Below are 18,789 nucleotides of genomic sequence, written 5' to 3' on the forward strand. Positions count from 1 at the left end.
ATATACCGCATTCGCGAGCAAGCCCGCTCCCACATTTTGATCCCATTTCAATCCGGGATCGGGGTCAGACCTGCAGGTAATCCAGGATCCCTTCGGCGGCGTTGCGGCCTTCGAAGATGGCCGTCACTACCAGGTCAGAACCGCGCACCATGTCGCCACCGGCGAAGATTTTCGGGTTGCTGGTCTGGTGTTTGTACTGGCCTTGTTCCGGGGCTACAACGCGGCCCTGGCTGTCGGTCTGGATCTCGAACTGCTCGAACCACGGCGCCGGGCTTGGGCGGAAACCGAAGGCGATGACCACGGCGTCTGCCGGGATGATCTCTTCGGAACCCGGGATCGGCTCAGGGCTGCGACGGCCACGGGCGTCCGGTTCGCCGAGACGGGTCTCGACCACTTTCACGCCTTCGACACGGTCCTCGCCAACGATAGCGATCGGCTGGCGGTTGTAGAGGAATTTCACGCCTTCTTCCTTGGCGTTCTTCACCTCTTTGCGCGAGCCCGGCATGTTGGCTTCGTCACGACGGTAGGCACAGGTCACCGACTTGGCACCCTGGCGAATCGAAGTACGGTTGCAGTCCATCGCGGTGTCACCACCGCCCAGCACCACGACCTTCTTGCCTTTCATGTCGACGAAATCTTCCGGCGACTTTTCAAAGCCCAGGTTGCGGTTGACGTTGGCGATCAGGAAGTCCAAAGCGTCGTACACGCCCGGCAGGTCCTCACCGGCAAAGCCGCCCTTCATGTAGGTGTAGGTGCCCATGCCCATGAACACGGCATCGTATTCTTCAAGCAGTTGCTCCATGGTCACGTCCTTGCCGATTTCGGTATTGAGGCGGAACTCGATACCCATGCCGGTGAAGACTTCGCGACGATGGCTCAGTACGGTTTTTTCCAGCTTGAACTCGGGGATGCCGAAGGTCAGCAGACCGCCGATTTCCGGGTTCTTGTCGAACACCACCGGGGTTACGCCGCCACGTACCAGCACGTCGGCACAGCCCAGGCCCGCAGGGCCCGCGCCGATGATCGCGACGCGCTTGCCGGTCGGCTTGACCTTGGACATGTCCGGGCGCCAGCCCATGGCGAACGCGGTGTCGGTGATGTACTTCTCCACCGAACCGATGGTCACCGCGCCGAAGCCGTCGTTGAGGGTGCACGCACCCTCGCACAGACGATCCTGCGGGCACACCCGGCCGCACACTTCCGGCAAGGTGTTGGTCTGGTGCGACAGCTCGGCGGCGGCGAGGATGTTGCCCTCGGCCACCAGCTTCAGCCAGTTCGGAATGAAGTTGTGCACCGGGCACTTCCATTCGCAATACGGGTTACCGCAACCCAGGCAGCGGTGGGCCTGGTCGGCCGAGTGCTGGGGTTTGAAGGGTTCGTAGATTTCCACGAACTCTTTCTTGCGTTGACGCAACAGTTTCTTCTTCGGATCTTTGCGCCCGACATCGATGAACTGGAAGTCGTTATTCAGACGTTCAGCCATGTTAAAACCTCATCAAACTCTTCAGGCGCATATCACTGCGGGTTGGCACGGATGCTGGAAAGCAACGATTTCAGGTTGGCAGCCTTGGGCTTGACCAGCCAGAAACGACGCAGGTAGTCATCGAGGTTTTCAGCGAGGTTACGACCCCATTCGCTGTTGGTTTCCTCGACGTATTCGTCCAGCACATGCTGCAAGTGGTTGCGATAGGATTCCATCGCTTCGCCGCTGATCCGCTGGATCTCCACCAACTCGTGGTTCACCTTGTCGACGAAGGTGTTGTCCTGGTCCAGCACGTAGGCGAAACCGCCGGTCATGCCCGAACCGAAGTTGTAGCCAGTCTTGCCCAGCACCGCGACAAAACCACCGGTCATGTACTCGCAGCAGTGATCGCCCGTGCCTTCAACCACGGTGTGGGCACCGGAGTTACGCACTGCGAACCGCTCACCGGCCGTGCCGGCTGCAAACAGCTTGCCGCCGGTTGCGCCGTACAGGCAGGTGTTGCCGATGATGGCACTGTCTTGAGTCTTGTAGACGCTGCCCACTGGCGGAACGATCACCAGCTTGCCGCCGGTCATGCCCTTGCCCACGTAGTCGTTGGCGTCGCCTTCGAGGTACATGTTCAGGCCACCGGCGTTCCACACGCCGAAGCTCTGGCCAGCGGTGCCCTTGAAGCGGAAGGTGATCGGCGCCTTGGCCATGCCCTGGTTGCCGTGCTTGCGCGCGATTTCGCCGGAGATGCGTGCGCCGATGGAACGGTCGCAGTTGCAGATATCCAGGGCGAATTCGCCGCCGCTTGCGTCGTTGATCGACGAACTGGCCATCTCGACCATCTTCTCGGCCAGCAGGCCCTTGTCGAACGGCGGGTTGCGGTCAACCTGGCAGAACTGTGGCTTGTCCGCCGGGATGTGATCACTGCCCAACAGCGGCGTCAGGTCCAGATGCTGTTGCTTGGCAGTCTGGCCTTCGAGGATGTCCAGCAGGTCGGTACGGCCGATCAGCTCTTCCAGCGAACGCACGCCCAGCTTGGCCAGCCACTCACGGGTTTCTTCGGCGACGTAGGTGAAGAAATTCACCACCATGTCGACGGTACCGATGTAGTGGTCCTTGCGCAGCTTCTCGTTCTGGGTCGCCACGCCGGTGGCGCAGTTGTTCAGGTGGCAGATGCGCAGGTATTTGCAGCCCAGGGCGATCATGGGCGCGGTGCCGAAGCCGAAGCTTTCGGCGCCGAGGATCGCGGCCTTGATCACGTCGAGGCCGGTTTTCAGGCCACCGTCGGTCTGCACCCGGACCTTGCCGCGCAGGTCGTTGCCGCGCAGGGTCTGGTGGGTTTCAGCCAGGCCCAGTTCCCACGGTGCGCCGGCGTACTTGATGGAGGTCAGCGGCGAAGCGCCGGTGCCGCCGTCGTAGCCGGAGATGGTGATCAGGTCAGCGTAGGCCTTGGCCACACCGGCGGCGATGGTGCCCACGCCAGCTTCTGCGACCAGTTTCACCGAGACCAGGGCCTGCGGGTTGACTTGTTTCAGGTCGAAAATCAGCTGCGACAAATCCTCGATGGAGTAGATGTCGTGGTGCGGCGGCGGCGAAATCAGGGTCACGCCCGGCACTGCATAGCGCAGCTTGGCGATCAGGCCATTGACCTTGCCGCCTGGCAGTTGCCCGCCTTCACCCGGCTTGGCGCCTTGGGCGACCTTGATCTGCAGCACTTCGGCGTTGACCAGGTATTCCGGGGTTACACCAAAACGGCCAGTAGCGACCTGCTTGATTTTCGAGCTCTTGATGGTGCCGTAGCGCGCCGGGTCTTCACCGCCTTCGCCGGAGTTGGAACGCGCACCCAGGCGGTTCATGGCTTCGGCCAGGGCTTCGTGAGCCTCAGGCGACAAGGCGCCCAGGGAAATACCGGCGGAGTCGAAACGCTTGAGGATCGATTCCAGTGGTTCGATCTCGCTGATGGCCAGCGGCGTGTCCAGGGTTTTCACCTTGAACAGGTCACGGATCATCGACACCGGACGGTTATCCACCAGCGCGGTGTATTCCTTGAACTTGGCGTAGTCGCCCTGCTGCACGGCAGCTTGCAGGGTGCTGACCACGTCCGGGTTGTAGGCGTGGTATTCGCCACCGTGGACGAACTTCAGCAGGCCGCCTTGCTGGATCGGCTTGCGCGCGCTCCAGGCTTCGGCTGCCAGGGCTTTCTGCTCGGCTTCGATGTCGACGAAACGTGCGCCCTTGATGCGGCTTGGCACGCCACGGAAGCTCATGTCGCAGACTTCTTCCGACAGGCCGATGGCTTCGAACAGCTGTGCGCCACGGTACGAGGTAACGGTGGAAATGCCCATCTTCGACAGGATCTTCAACAGGCCCTTGGTGATGCCTTTCCGGTAGTTCTTGAACACCTCGTAGAGGTCGCCCAGGACTTCACCGGTACGGATCAGGTCGCCGAGTACTTCGTACGCAAGGAACGGGTACACCGCCGAAGCGCCGAAGCCGATCAACACCGCAAAGTGATGCGGGTCGCGGGCTGTGGCGGTTTCAACCAGGATGTTGGAGTCGCAACGCAGGCCTTTTTCGGTCAGGCGATGGTGCACTGCGCCGGTGGCCAGGGAGGCGTGGATCGGCAGTTTGCCCGGGGCGATATGACGGTCGGTCAGCACGATCTGGGTACGGCCGGCGCGCACGGCTTCTTCAGCCTGATCGGCGACGTTACGCACCGCGGCTTCAAGGCCGAGGCTCTCGTCGTAGTTCAGGTCGATGATCTGCCGGTCGAAGCCCGGGCGATCCAGGGTCATCAACGAACGCCACTTGGCCGGGGAAATGACCGGCGAGCTGAGGATTACGCGGGAAGCGTGCTCAGGCGATTCCTGGAAGATGTTGCGCTCGGCACCGAGGCACACCTCCAGGGACATCACGATGGCTTCGCGCAGCGGGTCGATCGGCGGGTTGGTCACCTGAGCGAACTGCTGGCGGAAATAGTCGTACGGCGTACGCACGCGCTGGGACAGCACGGCCATTGGCGTGTCATCGCCCATGGAGCCGACGGCCTCATAGCCTTGCTCGCCCAACGGGCGCAGTACCTGGTCACGCTCTTCGAAGGTGACCTGGTACATTTTCATGTACTGCTTGAGCTGGTCGACGTCGTAGAAAGCCGAGCCGTGGTCGTTGTCTTCCATGGTCGCCTGGATGCGCAGGGCATTCTTGCGCAGCCATTGCTTGTACGGATGACGGGACTTCAAGCGGTTGTCGATAGCATCGGTGTCGAGGATCTGACCGGTTTCGGTGTCCACAGCCAGGATCTGGCCCGGGCCGACGCGGCCCTTGGCGATCACGTCTTCCGGCTTGTAGTTCCACACGCCGATTTCCGACGCCAGGGTGATAAAGCCGTTGGTGGTGGTCACCCAACGCGCCGGGCGCAGGCCGTTACGGTCGAGCAGGCACACGGCGTAGCGACCGTCGGTCATTACCACGCCGGCCGGGCCGTCCCACGGTTCCATGTGCATCGAGTTGTACTCATAGAACGCCCGCAGGTCGGGGTCCATGGTCTCAACGTTCTGCCACGCTGGTGGAATGATCATGCGCACGCCACGGAACAGGTCGATGCCGCCGGTGACCATCAGTTCGAGCATGTTGTCCATGCTGGAAGAGTCGGAACCCACGCGGTTGACCAGCGGGCCGAGCTCTTCCAGGTCCATCAGGTCGTTGGCGAACTTGGTGCGACGGGCCACGGCCCAGTTGCGGTTGCCGGTGATGGTGTTGATCTCGCCGTTGTGGGCGAGGAAGCGGAATGGCTGGGCCAGCGGCCATTTCGGCAGGGTGTTGGTGGAGAAGCGCTGGTGGAACACGCAGATTGCGGTTTGCAGGCGCTCATCGCTCAGGTCTGGATAGAAGGCGGTCAAGTCCGCCGGCATCATCAGGCCTTTATAAATGATGGTCTTGTGAGAAAAGCTGCAGATGTAGTGGTCGGTGTCGGCGGCGTTGGCCACGGACGAACGACGACGCGATGTGAACAGCTTGATCGCCATGTCCTGGTCGCTCAAGCCATCGCCAGCGATGAACACTTGTTCGATCTGCGGCAGGCGCTCCAGGGCCAGGCGGCCGAGTACGCTGGTGTCGATGGGCACTTTGCGCCAGCCGACAAGTTGCAGGCCAGCGGCCAGAATCTCGCGGTTCATGTTCTCGCGAGCAGCTTCGGCTTTGACCGGGTCCTGGTTGAAGAACACCATGCCCACGGCGTACTGCTTGGGCAAATCGGCGCCGAAATGCTCCTTGGCGACTGCGCGCAGGAACTGGTCGGGCTTTTGAATCAGCAAGCCGCAACCGTCACCGGTCTTGCCGTCGGCGTTGATCCCACCGCGGTGGGTCATGCAGGTCAGGGCCTCGATGGCCGTTTGCAAAAGGGTATGACTGGGCTCGCCCTGCATATGGGCTATCAGGCCGAAACCGCAGTTATCCTTGAATTCATCGGGTTGGTACAGACCTGCTTTCATAGACACTTTCTCACCAGGCTGCCTCTTATTTCGAGGCAAATTTCTTTTCAATTCAACCGGTTACCTTCCACGCCGAACGTACGCCGGCTTAGCGGGGGCAAAAGGGAGGTCATTGTACACACCGACACAGACGCTCACAAATTTAGCGACGAAATGTCGCAAATCTATGTCGCATTTATGAAAGGTTTAAAGCGATATGCTGTGCTAGTCAAAACTTTTTTAATTCTGACCGCTACGACTCAAAAGCTACTGTGACGCAGACACCACAAAGCGCGCGGCCTTCAGGGCTGCACGCTTTGTTGTTTTTTTTGAGGTGCCGAGAGGGCGGCCTGGGTAAGGCCGCCGGATCTTCAGCGAGTTGTTGCCAGTTCTTGTTGAACGCTGGCGACAGTGCGAGGCCAAGGTTTACCAGCCTGAACCTTCGCTGGCAAGGCCTTGATAGCGGATTCCGCTGCTGTACGGCTGGAGAAGTTGCCGTAAGTGATCACGTAGAGCGGCTTGCCGTTGAGGACTTTCTTGAAATAACGGTACTCGCCGCCCTGCTCTTTCACGAACGCCTGGGCGTTGGCTTCGGAGCTGGTGCCCAGGATCTGCACCACGAAGTTACCGGTAGGCTGGCTGGTGTACCAGCTGCTGCCGGTAGCGCCGGCCTTGGCCACAGTCACCGGTTTTTCAGCAGGCTTGGCGGCAGGCGCTGGCTTGGCCACCGGCGCCGGGGCTACTGGCTTCGCAACTGGCGCTGGCTTGGCGGTAGCGACCTGAGCCGGCGCAGGCGTCGGTGCCGGTGCTGGCTTGGCAGCTGGCTGACCCGCCGGCACGCCCGCAGGTGGCGCGGTGGTGGTCACGGTCGGCGGCGTGGCGCTGGAGCCCTCTACCGGCACACCGTCGTCGCCTTCGGAAATGCCGCCGGCTTCTTCGGCGAGCGGGCCGCGCATCACTGGCTGGCCAACCATCGGCAAGTTGGTCGGTTGGCCGGAGTTGGCGAACTCAACGTTCGGTGTTGGCTTGCCCAGTGGCAACTGCGCCTGTTCGGTTGGCGCGCCAGCGGTGGTCGGGGCCTTGTTGCGACCTGGAATCAACCAGGCGGCGGCGACAGCGACCACGACAACGGCAGAAATTGCCAATACGTGCTTCTTAGGCATAGTGAACCCCATCTTTGGACGCTTGACCGCAGAGCGGCTGGCAATCATGGCTTCGATCATGGCATCGCGGGCAACCTGGTTGATGGTGCCAGGCCAGCCGTCGGAGCTTTCGTGAATATCAGAGATCTGCGAAGCGGAGAAAAGTTCGATGCCCTGCCCTGCGCCTTCCAGCCGTTGGGCGAGGTATTCGCGGGTTTCTTCTTCTTCGTAAGGCTGCAGTTCGATGACGTGGAACAGCTCCTGCTCGCCGCTGATCTGCTCAAGTTCGGCAATCAGCGAAGACTCGCCGAACAGGAATACATGCGGACGACCTTCAGGCGTACCGGCCGCCAGGGCCAGCAACGCTTCCAGGGCAGATTCGTCGAGTTGCTCGGCGTCGTCCACCAGCAGGTAGACTTCCTGGCCGGTCAGGCCCAGTTGCACCACTTGCTTGAGGATCGCATTCGGCTCGGCAGTGGACACGTCCAGGGCCTGGGCCACTTGGCGCAACACGCCCGCCGCATCACCGGCACCACGGGCGGAAACCACCACGCTCTGTACCGATTGCTTGTTGGTGCTGGCCACCAGCGCCTGGCGCAGCAAAGTCTTGCCGCTGCCCAGAGGGCCGGTAACCACCAGCAACAGCTGGCTGTAGCGCGCGAGGTGGTGCAACTGCCCGAGCACCGGCTTGCGTTGCGCAGGGAAAAATTTGAAACCAGGCACCCGTGGAGCAAAAGGGTCGTGGCTTAACTGGTAATGGCCGAGGAACGCCTCGTCGGCATGCAAACTAGTCATCGGGATCTTATTAACCTTTAAGCTGGGCCAGGGCGCGGTAATCCGCTCCCAGCGTGGCCTGTAAAATCTCTTTCGGATAATCGTCGGTCACTACCGCTTCGCCCATTCGGCGCAACAGCACCAGTCGCAGTCGACCGTCGATCACTTTCTTGTCTATTGCCATATGTTCGAGAAAATCTGCCTCAGTCATCTCCTCGGGAGGAATGACCGGCAACCCGGCGCGCTGGAACAGGCGGATCCCGCGATCACGCTCCTGGGCGCTGATCCAGCCCAGGCGCTGCGACATCTCCAATGCCATCACCGTGCCAGCCGCTACGGCCTCTCCATGCAACCACACACCATAGCCCATGTGAGTCTCGATCGCATGACCGAAGGTGTGGCCAAGGTTCAACGTAGCGCGTACGCCCGACTCACGCTCGTCGGAATTCACCACCAACGCCTTGGCAGCGCAGGAGCGCGAAATCGCTTCGGTCAGCGCCACCTGGTCGAGGGAGCGCAGGGCGTCGACATGCTCTTCAAGCCAGGTCAGGAACGGCTCGTCGCAGATGAGGCCGTACTTGATGACTTCCGCCAGGCCCGCCGACAGCTCTCGGGGCGGCAGGGTATTGAGGGTGGCGGTGTCGATCAGCACCACATTCGGCTGATAGAACGCACCGACCATGTTCTTGCCCAGCGGATGGTTGATGCCGGTCTTGCCGCCCACCGACGAATCGACCTGGGACAGCAACGTGGTCGGTACCTGGATAAAGTCCACGCCGCGCTGGTAGCAGGCGGCCGCGAAGCCGGCCATGTCGCCGATCACCCCGCCACCCAGCGCTACTACGGTGGTGCGACGGTCATGACGGGCAGTCAGCAGGCCATCAAAGATCAGTTGCAGGGTTTCCCAGGTCTTGAAGGCCTCGCCGTCGGGCAACACCACCGAGATCACCGAATACGCCGCGAGGCTGCGGCTCAGACGCTCAAGATACAGCGGCGCGACCGTTTCATTGGAGATGATCGCCACTTGCCGCCCGGCAATATGCGGGGCAAGCAACTCGGGCTGGTCCAACAAACCTTCCCCAATATGGATCGGGTAGCTGCGCTCGCCAAGATCGACCTTAAGTGTCTGCATGTGTCCCCGCGTTGAAGATGAAAGCAGGCGTATTGCCCTACGTTAACGTTGTCGGCAACGTCGGGATCTGACGCTGCCTGATGGCTCTACGCCACAACTCGGACGGTCATGACGCGCCGCCGAGGATAGCGCATTTCGGCTCTGGCTTTAACGGGGCGGCAACTGTGCCAGGCGCTCAAGAATGTCGAGAACGACCATTCGCGGCGGCCGCTCATCGGTTTCCACCACCAGATCGGCGATTTCCCGATACAGCGGGTCGCGCAGCGTCAGCAGGTCCCGCAGGGTTTTTGCCGGGTCGGCGGTACGCAACAACGGGCGGTTGCGATCGCGAGCGGTGCGGCCCACCTGCTGCTCCACAGACGCATGCAGATAAACCACGCGACCGCCGGCGTGCAGCGCCCGGCGATTCTCGTCACGCATCACCGCGCCGCCGCCGGTGGCCAATACCACGCCATCACAACCGCACAGCTCGGCAATCATCGCCTGCTCGCGGTCGCGAAAGCCCAGTTCGCCTTCCTTATCGAAGATCCACGGGATATTGGCACCCGTGCGCAATTCAATTTCCTTATCGGAGTCTTTGAATGGCAGGCGCAGCTCTTTGGCCAGCAAACGGCCGATGGTGCTTTTTCCAGCCCCCATCGGTCCTACAAGAATCAAATTTCGCACAGAATCAACGACTCACAGCAATCGCCTGGTTATTCATAATACGCGGAGTCAGGAATACCAGCAGCTCGGATTTTTTCTCCGAAACCACATCCCGCCGGAAAAGGCGGCCAAGATACGGCACATCGCCCAAAAATGGCACTTTATCTACCACTTTGCTTTGAGTATTGGAGAAAACTCCGCCAATCACGATGGTCTCCCCGTCCTGGACCAGCACCTTGGCATTGACCTCGTTTTTCTTGATCGGCGGCACATCGTTGAGCTTGTTCAGGTAGTCGGGCTCGTCCTTGGTCACCTTGACCTCCATGTTCACCCAGCCGTCCGGTGTGATTTGCGGCGTCACTTCCAGTGAAAGCGAGGCTTCCTTGAACGACACCGAGGTAGCACCGGTGGAGCTGGATTCCTGATAGGGAATCTCGGTGCCCTTGAGGATTCGTGCGGTTTCCTTATCGGAGGTGACGACCTTGGGCTGCGAGACGATTTCACCGTTGCCGGTTTTTTCCATGGCGGTCAGCTCCAAGTCCAGCAGCAGGTTGTCGGTGATAAAGGCGATCCCCAGGCCGGCGCTGCCGTTGACCGTGCCCATATCTACAAACGGCGAGCTGGGCGGGTTTTCGGGAGGCTCGGCACCCTCGGCCAGCGGTTTCCTGATACCGCCAGCGCCCCAGTTACCCCGACTCATCTGCCCACCCCAGCGTACCCCCAGGCTTTTGTCGTAATCCACATTGGCCTCGACAATCCGCGCCTCGATCATCACCTGCCTTACCGGAATATCCAGTTGCGCCACGATCCGACGCAGCTCCTCCAGCCGCTCCTGGGTCTGGTAGGCGATGATGTTGTTGGTGCGATCATCCACCGCCACCGAGCCGCGCTCATCGGTTGCACCTTCCAGGCCCACGGCCGACTGGAACAGCTTGGCCAGGTCCGACGCCTTGGCATAATTCACTTGCAGCAGTTCACGGCGCAGCGGGGCCAGCTCCGTCATTTGCTTGCGCGACTCCAGCACCAGCAGCTCGCGGGCCGCTAACTCCTCGGCAGGCGCCACCAGCAGTACGTTGGCCGTCACACGTTTGTCCAGCCCCTTGGTTTGCAGCACAAGATCCAGGGCCTGGTCCCAGGGCACGTCCTTGAGGCGCAGGGTGATCGCCCCCTGCACGTCGTCGCTGGCCACCAGATTGAGGCCGGCGACGTCGGCAATCTGCTGCAGCACCGCGCGTAACTCGATGTTCTGGAAGTTGAGGGACAGCTTGTCGCCGGTAAATGCCACGCGCTCTGTACTCAGGGGCGCATTGCCAGGTGGCGGCAGGTGAATCAGGTCGATTCGATTGGGCACAGCCATGACCATCGGTGCCGTGAACGCTATCCATAGCGCCACACCGAAGGACGAAAAAGTCCTTTTCATTGTTTGTTTCCGTTATGAATTCACGTTCAGGGAAAGAGTTTGCGAGCGTTCCAGCCAAGCGCCCTGGCCGTCCGGGAAAAGCTCGGCCAGTTCGACATGGGAGTCATGAATCGCCGTGATGCGCCCGTGGTCCGGGCCCAGGTAATCGCCGATTGCCAGCCGATGGACAGACGACGCTCCCCGCAGCAGGGCGAAGGTTTGGGCACCAAGGGACAAGGTCCCGACCATCTCGAACTGCTCAACGGCGAAGCCTTCGAGGATTCCGCGGGGCCTGGCCAAATCCGGTCCGGTAGCCGGTCGCCCAGCGGGCCTCACAAGCTGGCGAAAGGGTGGCTGGAAAGGATCGCGTAAGGATGCAAAATCGTAGGCAATTGGCTCTACGAAAGCAGACGAGGGCTCGCGTAGGCCAACCTCGAGGTCATCGCTCGCCTGTCGGTTGTGCCGATAAGTCTTCGCCACCAGGCTGAGGCGCAACAGGGAGCGATCGACATGACTGAACGCCAAGTCATGGACCGTGACAATCCTTGGCAAGCCGGCCATGCCGTTGATGAACGCCGCCAGCTCGTGAAAAGTCCCGGTCACTCCAATCTGCAGGGGCGACTCGATGTACAAGGCCCGAGGCTGGTCATCCCGAAGTTCGATGGCCTCCAGCACCAAGCCATTGGCGGCACTCAGGTGGCCAATATCCTCAAGCAGGCCGGGCACCTGGGTATCAACAGGCAACTGCCGCAACAGGTTGGCGAAACTGCCTCGCATCGTTTCGAGTTCCCGGGCCTGGGATTGGAGGCCGGCAGACTGACTGGTTTTCAGCGCGATTTGCTGCTCAAGCGTCACTTCCTGCGCCTCAAGCTGGCGCAGTTGCTCCCGCGCCCCGCTCAAGTAGAAGGTGTTGCCTACTGCCCACAGCAGGCAAAAAACCGCGCTCCCCAGTAAAGCCTTGCCCGGCAGGGGCCAGTCGAGAGCGTTTCGACAGAACTGGGTGATATCGGATTCCGTCAGCCCTGGCAGGCCTGACGCCCCTCTCATGGGCGCACCTCATCGGAATGACCATGGCGAACCGTCAGCTGAAAGCTATTGTCGTCACCGCCCTGCGCACCGCTAACCCGTTGAAGCCGGGGCGCCTGCAAGTCACCGGTTGCCTCAAGGCCACGCATCAACTGAGCAATATCACGGTTCGATTCGGCAGTACCGCTGATCGAAACAGATCCACCGTCAACACTCACCTCACGCAACTGCACCCCATCCGGCATGGCACGAGCCAATTGGTCCAGCAACTGAACGCCCGCCGAACGATCGTCCTGCAAACCCTGCACAACTTTCATCCGTTCCATCAACTGCTGGCGTTGCTCATGCAGCTCGTCGATGGCCTTGATCCGCGAGTCGAGCCCGGTAACGCCCACCTTCAGTTGGCTGTTACGGGCCAATTGCCGATCAATCGCGCGGTCGATCACCTGGTCTGCCAGCCATACCGCAGCCAGCGCCACAGTTGCAGCCCCCGCCAGGAACACCAGAAAATATTTGCGCCGCCGCTGGTTCCGTTCTGCGCGCCACGGCAGCAGGTTGATTCGTGTCATCAGTCGAAACTCCTCAGGGCCAACCCGCAGGCCACTCCCATTCCCTGGGCATCCACGGCCCATTGCGCGCCATCGACACGACGGCCCGGCGTGATGCTGTCCGAAGCCTGCCTGCCCGCGCGAGCCAATGCAAATGCTTCGACATCCACGATCCGCGTCCCCAGGCCCGCCAGGGCCAAAACCGCCTCCCGGGCCTCGACCTGTTCCTTGAGGCAGGCGACAAGCAACACATCGACGCACTGAGGATCACCGGCCGACGGACCCTGCACCTGAAAGTCGATGGCCACCTCCTCCAACGGATAAGGAATGTACTGGTCTGCTTCCGAGTAGATTCGACGCACCATTTCAACCTCAGTGAGCCCTGCGTCCATCTCGAGCACACGGGTAATCACCGAAGGCCCGGCGACGGCGACGGCGGCCTGTCGGAGCGAGGTATGCGCCTGTACCAGCGCCCTGGACAGTGCCTGTGCGACGGCATCGAAATCCATCACGCTGCTGTCGACCACCGCATGGGCCGGCAACTGCTGCGTGGCGTAACCCCGGACGCTGTAGCCGACGCCTGAAACCTCCAGTTCCACCAGCTTGATGCCGGCGTCATTGATGTCGATACCCAGGACGGCATCGGCTTTTCGCCTGAAAAATCCCTTTCTCATAAAACTCCCCAAAACTTTCCCTGTCTTACGGACTGATTGTTGCCAGGCTTCCTGCATTCGGTCGGCTTGTGTGAGCGGCACGAATGACGCCCGAAGCCGAAAAATGCTTTAATGCCCAGCGTTTTTTCCCGCGTTTATCTGCTGGCCGGGTCGATCCACCGCTTGCCGTGCATGCCCCGACGCCTAACCCATTCTTTTCCTTGGAAATCCAAAAGCCTTGATTCGTCTGCTGAAGTTTTTCGGGTACTCCATTGTCGCGATCGTCTGCGGGCTGATGCTCGTGCTCAGCGGGGCCTATCTCTACCTTAGTCCGGGTTTGCCCTCCGTAGAGGCCCTGAGAAGTATCCAGTTGCAGATTCCTTTGCGGGTCTACAGCAGCGATGAAAAACTGATCGCGGAGTTCGGCGAAATGCGCCGCACCCCGATCCGTTTCGCCGACATTCCACCCAATTTCATCAACGCCCTGCTGTCGGCTGAAGACGATAATTTCGCCAACCACTATGGCGTTGACCCAAGCAGCCTGGTGCGGGCCGCCACGCAGTTGGTAAAAAGCGGACACATTCAGTCCGGTGGCAGCACCATCACCATGCAGGTCGCGAAGAACTTCTTCCTCACCAGCGAACGCAGCTTTTCCCGCAAGGCCACGGAAATTCTCCTGGCGTTGCAGATCGAACGTCAGCTGACCAAGGACGAGATCCTTGAGCTGTACGTCAACAAGATCTACCTCGGCAACCGTGCCTACGGCATCGAGGCGGCTTCCCAGGTCTACTACGGCAAGTCGATTCGTGATGCCAGCCTGGCGCAGATGGCGATGATTGCCGGCCTGCCCAAGGCGCCTTCGCGCTTCAACCCGCTGGCCAACCCGGCGCGCAGCAAAGAGCGCCGCGACTGGATCCTGGGCCGCATGTACAAGCTGGGCAAGATCGACCAGGCCGCGTACGAAAGTGCGGTGGCCGAGCCGCTGAACGCCAGCTATCACGTGCCGACCCCGGAAGTGAATGCCCCGTATATCGCCGAAATGGCCCGCGCCGAGATGGTCGGCCGCTATGGCAGCGAGGCGTACACCGAAGGTTTCCGCGTGACCACGACGATTCCGAGCAACCTGCAGGAAATCGCCAATAAATCGGTACACGAAGGCTTGATCGCCTATGACCAGCGCCACGGCTACCGCGGCCCTGAATCGCGCCTGCCGGGCAAGACCCTGAGCGCCTGGACCGTCGAACTGGGCAAACAACGCCCGATCAGCGGCCTTGAGCCAGCCATCGTCACCCAGGTGAAAAAAGATGGCGTGCAGGTACTGACCCGCACCGGCGAAGAACATGTGTCGTGGGACAGCATGAAATGGGCCCGCCCGTTCCTGAACACCAACAGCATGGGGGCGATGCCCAAGCAGCCGTCGGACGTAGCCCAGGTCGGCGACCTGATTCGTGTGCAGCGCCAGAAGGACGACAGCCTGAAATTCAGCCAGGTGCCCGTGGCACAGGGCGCCCTGGTGTCGCTTGACCCGCAGAACGGTGCAATCCGCGCCCTGGTTGGCGGGTTTGCCTTCGAGCAGAGCAACTATAACCGCGCCACCCAGGCCAAGCGCCAGCCGGGCTCGAGCTTCAAGCCGTTCATCTACAGCGCCGCCCTGGATAACGGCTACACCGCCGCCAGCCTGGTCAACGATGCGCCGATCGTGTTTGTCGACGAGTACCTGGACAAGGTCTGGCGCCCGAAGAACGACACCAACACCTTCCTCGGCCCGATCCGCGTCCGCGAGGCGCTGTACAAGTCGCGTAACCTGGTGTCGATCCGCCTGCTGCAGGCGATGGGCGTAGGCAAGACCATCGACTACATCACCCGCTTCGGCTTCAACAAGTCGGACCTGCCGCCCAACCTGTCCCTGGCACTGGGTACCGCCACGCTGACGCCGATGGAAATCGCCACCGGCTGGAGCACCTTTGCCAACGGCGGCTACAAGATCACCCCGTACCTGATCGACAAGATCGAAAGCCGTAGCGGCGAAACCCTGTTTACCGCCAACCCGCCGCGGGTACCGGGCGACGTGGTCAATGGCGTCGCCGCCACTGACGGCCAGGCAGCACCGACCAACGGCGGCATCACCATCGAGCCAACGCCAGGCGAAGCACCGGCCGCCGGCGCCCCTGCCGCACCACAAGCGCCGGCGGTAGCCGAACGCGTTGTGGATGGCCGCACCACCTACATCCTCAACAGCATCCTGGAAGACGTGATCAAGAAAGGTACGGGGCGTCGCGCCCTGGCCCTGGGCCGCGCCGACATCGCCGGCAAGACCGGTACCACCAACGAATCCAAGGATGCGTGGTTCTCGGGCTACAACGGAGACTACGTGACCACCGTATGGACCGGTTACGACCAGCCGGAAAGCCTCGGTCGCCGGGAGTTCGGTGGCACCGTCGCGCTGCCGATCTGGATGAGCTACATGGGTGCTGCATTGAAGGACAAGCCGCTGCACACCCAGCCGGAGCCGGAAGGCATACTCAGCCTGCGAATCGACCCGGTCAGCGGCCGTGCGGCAGCGCCGAGCACGCCGAATGCGTACTTCGAGCTGTTCAAGAGCGAGGACACGCCGCCATCGGTCAACGAACTGGGCAACGGCGTTGCACCGGGCAGCCCGCTGCCGGCGGATGAGGCGGCACCGATCGACTTGTTCTAACACGCAGATCCAATGTGGGAGCGGGCTTGCTCGCGAAAGCGGGGTATCAGGCTCAGATGGGCCGACTGACACACCGTCTTCGCGAGCAAGCCCGCTCCCACATTTGGATCACCGCCAGGCTCGAGCTAATTGCCAGCCACAAAAAAAGCCCCGACTCGCAAGAGCCGGGGCTTTTTGTTGGTGCGCTACAACGGCTTAGCCGTTGAACACATCATCCACGCTTTGCAGCGGGTAGTTCTTCGGATACGGCAGGGTGGCCACACCGGTCTCGATTGCGGCTTTGGCCACGGCATCGGAGATCAGGGTGATCAGGCGCTTGTCCATTGGTTTCGGGATGATGTACTCACGACCGAATTCCAGTTTCGCACCGCCGTAGGCGTCACAAACGTCCTGCGGTACCGGCAGCTTGGCCAGTTCGCGCAGGGCGTTGGCGGCAGCTACTTTCATTTCTTCGTTGATGCGCTTGGCGCGAACGTCCAGGGCACCACGGAAGATGAACGGGAAGCCCAGTACGTTGTTGACCTGGTTCGGGTAGTCCGAACGGCCGGTGGCCATGATCACGTCGTTGCGGGTGGCGTGGGCCAGTTCCGGGGAGATTTCCGGATCCGGGTTGGAGCACGCGAACACGATCGGGTTGGCGGCCATGGACTTGAGGCCTTCGGCGCTCAGCAGGTTCGGACCGGACAGGCCAACGAACACGTCTGCATCGTCAAGGGCGTCAGCCAGGGTACGCTTGGAGGACGGATGCGCGAACATCGCCTTGTACTGGTTCAGGTCGGTACGCTCGGACTGCACAACGCCCTTGCTGTCGACCATGTAGATGTTTTCCAGCTTGGCGCCCATGCTCACCAGCAACTTCATGCAGGAGATGGCCGCAGCGCCGGCGCCCAGGCAAACGATCTTGGCTTCGCCGAGGGTTTTGCCAGCGATTTCCAGGGCGTTGATCATGCCGGCCGCGGTAACGATCGCGGTGCCGTGCTGGTCATCGTGGAATACCGGGATGTCGCACTGTTCGATCAGGGCCTTTTCGATCTCGAAGCACTCAGGTGCCTTGATGTCTTCCAGGTTGATGCCACCGAAGGTGATGGAGATGCGCTTTACCGTGTCGATGAAAGCCTGCGGGCTTTCGGAATCGACTTCGATGTCGAATACGTCAATGCCGGCGAAGCGCTTGAACAGTACGCCTTTACCTTCCATGACTGGCTTGGAAGCCAATGGGCCGAGGTTACCCAGGCCGAGGATCGCGGTGCCATCAGAGATCACTGCAACCAGGTTGCCTTTGCCGGTGTACTTGTAGGCCAGTTCAGGATCGCGGGCGATTTCACGTACGGGCTCGGCAACGCCAGGGCTGTAGGCCAGCGACAGGTCGCGGGCGGTGGCAGTGGCTTTGGTGAGCTCTACACTCAGCTTTCCTGGACGAGGATGGGCATGATATTCGAGAGCGGCAGTTTTCAAATCAGACATATCGGCATTCCGCTTTTACTGTTGGTCGACGGACCGCCGAGGATACGCGTGTCGCAAAGTCCCCACAAGACTGGGCAGTCACAGGTGTCAAGGGCCCTGCCCTACGACTTTTGGCCAAGAGCCACGGGATACAAGGGCTCAACTGTTCACAATCATAAGAAAAAATGTCTACAATTTTTTCTTACGGCATCCGCTGAAGCATGCCGGGATCGGTCACTGGCAGCAGCCAGCGTGCCTGGCCATTTTCCAGGCCACCGCGCCGGGAACGGTCCAGCACCCAGCCGCGCGCCTCGATGGATTGCCCCTGTAAACCCTTCAACAGTGCACTGTCGAACGCGGCCACCCGATTGGGCGCAATGCGTAATACCAGTGAGCCCTGCAACTCAATCCAGACTCCGCCGCGATTGCGTTCGATGTTGCTCACCTGGCCGCTGACCACCGCAAAGCCCGAACGACGGATCTTCGCCGCATCTACCACCGGTGACTGGCGCCACAGCCCCAAACGGGCCTGCCGGGCACTGCGTTCGGCGGCTTGCTGGCAGGCCACCAGCTCCACATTCGGCGCGACGGCCACCTGGAAGCCGAGGCCTTCGGCGAGCAACTGCGCCTCCAAATTTTCGCCATTGGCGCCGTAAAGATGGGCCAAGGTGCGACCGTAACGATCCTTGCTTTCCCGTCCGGGCACCACGCCAACGCGCCCACCGCTCGCATCCACCAGGCTTTGCAGACGCTCGCGAGCGGCCACGGCGAAGGGCTCGTCAGTGCGGCCCTTCTTGCCGGTTTCCGGGGCATTGACGCCGATCATGCGCACGTTGCGGCCGTCCTTGAGGCGCACCGTGTCGCCATCCACCACCCGCTGCACGTCAAAAATAGCGACATTGCCGGGCGCCGGGCAGAAGACCTCGGCCTGGGCGGGCGCCAGCCAAATCGCAGACACAAAAAAGGCGCCCACAAGGGACGCCTTTTTCATCAGCGAGGACAAGCCATACAGGCCATCCAAGCGGACCAGCCTTACTCGGCTTTAGGAGCAGCTTTAGCGCCGAAAGCACCGAAGCGGGTCTTGAAGCGGTCAACACGGCCGCCAACATCCAGAGTCTTCTGCTTACCGGTGTAGAACGGGTGGCACTCGTTGCACACGTCGATTGGCAGAGCTTTGCCGAAAGTCGAACGGGTTTCGAACTTGTTACCGCAGCTGCAGGTAACGTCGATGGCAACATAGTTTGGATGGATATCGGCTTTCATGGTGTATTCCTCAGGCTAGCGTGCCGCCAATCAACACTATTGTTGAATACCGCACGTAATTAGGCCGCGGATTCTACCAGACCTTTTTAAACGCGCAAGAAGCACAACGGCCCCTTTCATCAGAAA

General features: G+C 61.0%; 13 protein-coding genes. 1 reads left to right on the top strand and 12 read right to left on the bottom strand.

The window, feature by feature from the left end; genetic code table 11:
• Window positions 1–64: 64 nt before the first annotated feature.
• The 9 genes from BLU46_RS14000 to pilM form a co-directional block, all read right to left on the bottom strand.
• The gene (locus BLU46_RS14000) at window positions 65–1,483 is read right to left on the bottom strand and encodes an FAD-dependent oxidoreductase (protein WP_003209353.1); all 1,419 of its coding nucleotides are present in this window, start codon (window positions 1,481–1,483) and stop codon (window positions 65–67) included.
• Window positions 1,484–1,515: 32 nt separating this feature from the next.
• Window positions 1,516–5,961: a glutamate synthase large subunit gene (gltB, locus tag BLU46_RS14005; protein WP_063033465.1), complete on the bottom strand. Its 4,446-nt coding sequence runs from the start codon at window positions 5,959–5,961 to the stop codon at window positions 1,516–1,518.
• 350 nt (window positions 5,962–6,311) lie between these two features.
• Window positions 6,312–7,877, bottom strand: coding sequence for an SPOR domain-containing protein (locus BLU46_RS14015; RefSeq protein ID WP_093202591.1), 1,566 nt, complete (start codon window positions 7,875–7,877; stop codon window positions 6,312–6,314).
• Window positions 7,878–7,887: 10 nt separating this feature from the next.
• Entirely contained in the window at window positions 7,888–8,988 is a 1,101-nt protein-coding gene (aroB, locus tag BLU46_RS14020; RefSeq protein ID WP_093202594.1) for a 3-dehydroquinate synthase, read from the bottom strand.
• Between the two features lie 147 nt (window positions 8,989–9,135).
• Window positions 9,136–9,654 carry a shikimate kinase AroK gene (gene aroK, locus BLU46_RS14025; protein ID WP_003209345.1) on the bottom strand — a complete coding sequence of 173 codons (519 nt, stop codon included), beginning with the start codon at window positions 9,652–9,654 and terminating at the stop codon, window positions 9,136–9,138.
• A 4-nt stretch (window positions 9,655–9,658) separates the two neighbouring features.
• Window positions 9,659–10,996, bottom strand: a complete 1,338-nt coding sequence (locus BLU46_RS14030; RefSeq protein ID WP_063033466.1) for a type IV pilus secretin PilQ — start codon at window positions 10,994–10,996, stop codon at window positions 9,659–9,661.
• A 69-nt stretch (window positions 10,997–11,065) separates the two neighbouring features.
• On the bottom strand, window positions 11,066–12,079 hold the full coding sequence (locus tag BLU46_RS14035; RefSeq protein WP_093202599.1) for a pilus assembly protein PilP: 1,014 nt from the start codon (window positions 12,077–12,079) through the stop codon (window positions 11,066–11,068).
• A complete protein-coding gene (locus BLU46_RS14040) occupies window positions 12,076–12,627 on the bottom strand; it encodes a PilN domain-containing protein (protein WP_063033468.1) in 552 nt (183 codons plus the stop codon). The genes BLU46_RS14035 and BLU46_RS14040 overlap by 4 nt, the downstream gene beginning before the upstream one ends.
• Window positions 12,627–13,280, bottom strand: coding sequence for a type IV pilus biogenesis protein PilM (pilM, locus tag BLU46_RS14045; protein WP_093210157.1), 654 nt, complete (start codon window positions 13,278–13,280; stop codon window positions 12,627–12,629). The genes BLU46_RS14040 and pilM overlap by 1 nt, the downstream gene beginning before the upstream one ends.
• Window positions 13,281–13,500: 220 nt before the next feature.
• Here pilM and BLU46_RS14050 point away from each other — a divergent pair, with 220 nt between their 5' ends.
• Complete coding sequence (locus BLU46_RS14050; RefSeq protein ID WP_371103579.1) at window positions 13,501–15,957, top strand: penicillin-binding protein 1A; 2,457 nt, start codon at window positions 13,501–13,503, stop codon at window positions 15,955–15,957.
• A gap of 195 nt (window positions 15,958–16,152) precedes the next feature.
• Here the strand turns inward: BLU46_RS14050 and BLU46_RS14055 are convergent, their stop codons facing one another.
• The 3 genes from BLU46_RS14055 to rpmE all read right to left on the bottom strand — a co-directional run bounded on the left by BLU46_RS14055 (window position 16,153) and on the right by rpmE (window position 18,663).
• Window positions 16,153–17,421 (bottom strand): malic enzyme-like NAD(P)-binding protein, encoded by a 1,269-nt coding sequence (locus BLU46_RS14055; RefSeq protein WP_093202605.1) that lies wholly within the window; start codon window positions 17,419–17,421, stop codon window positions 16,153–16,155.
• A 181-nt stretch (window positions 17,422–17,602) separates the two neighbouring features.
• Entirely contained in the window at window positions 17,603–18,391 is a 789-nt protein-coding gene (locus tag BLU46_RS14060) for a thermonuclease family protein (protein WP_093210158.1), read from the bottom strand.
• A gap of 41 nt (window positions 18,392–18,432) precedes the next feature.
• Window positions 18,433–18,663: a 50S ribosomal protein L31 gene (rpmE, locus tag BLU46_RS14065; protein WP_003209330.1), complete on the bottom strand. Its 231-nt coding sequence runs from the start codon at window positions 18,661–18,663 to the stop codon at window positions 18,433–18,435.
• Between the last annotated feature and the right edge of the window lie 126 nt (window positions 18,664–18,789).

The organism is Pseudomonas yamanorum (assembly GCF_900105735.1).
Taxonomy (GTDB): domain Bacteria; phylum Pseudomonadota; class Gammaproteobacteria; order Pseudomonadales; family Pseudomonadaceae; genus Aquipseudomonas; species Aquipseudomonas yamanorum.

Excerpts from the sequence above, each read along its gene's own strand:
- BLU46_RS14000 (WP_003209353.1), bottom strand. The coding sequence starts at position 1,483 with ATGGCTGAACGTCTGAATAACGACTTCCAGTTCATCGATGTCGGGCGC.
- gltB (WP_063033465.1), bottom strand. The coding sequence starts at position 5,961 with ATGAAAGCAGGTCTGTACCAACCCGATGAATTCAAGGATAACTGCGGT.
- BLU46_RS14015 (WP_093202591.1), bottom strand. The coding sequence starts at position 7,877 with ATGACTAGTTTGCATGCCGACGAGGCGTTCCTCGGCCATTACCAGTTA.
- aroB (WP_093202594.1), bottom strand. The coding sequence starts at position 8,988 with ATGCAGACACTTAAGGTCGATCTTGGCGAGCGCAGCTACCCGATCCAT.
- BLU46_RS14030 (WP_063033466.1), bottom strand. The coding sequence starts at position 10,996 with ATGGTCATGGCTGTGCCCAATCGAATCGACCTGATTCACCTGCCGCCA.
- BLU46_RS14035 (WP_093202599.1), bottom strand. The coding sequence starts at position 12,079 with ATGAGAGGGGCGTCAGGCCTGCCAGGGCTGACGGAATCCGATATCACC.
- BLU46_RS14040 (WP_063033468.1), bottom strand. The coding sequence starts at position 12,627 with ATGACACGAATCAACCTGCTGCCGTGGCGCGCAGAACGGAACCAGCGG.
- pilM (WP_093210157.1), bottom strand. The coding sequence starts at position 13,280 with ATGAGAAAGGGATTTTTCAGGCGAAAAGCCGATGCCGTCCTGGGTATC.
- BLU46_RS14055 (WP_093202605.1), bottom strand. The coding sequence starts at position 17,421 with ATGTCTGATTTGAAAACTGCCGCTCTCGAATATCATGCCCATCCTCGT.
- BLU46_RS14060 (WP_093210158.1), bottom strand. The coding sequence starts at position 18,391 with ATGAAAAAGGCGTCCCTTGTGGGCGCCTTTTTTGTGTCTGCGATTTGG.
- rpmE (WP_003209330.1), bottom strand. The coding sequence starts at position 18,663 with ATGAAAGCCGATATCCATCCAAACTATGTTGCCATCGACGTTACCTGC.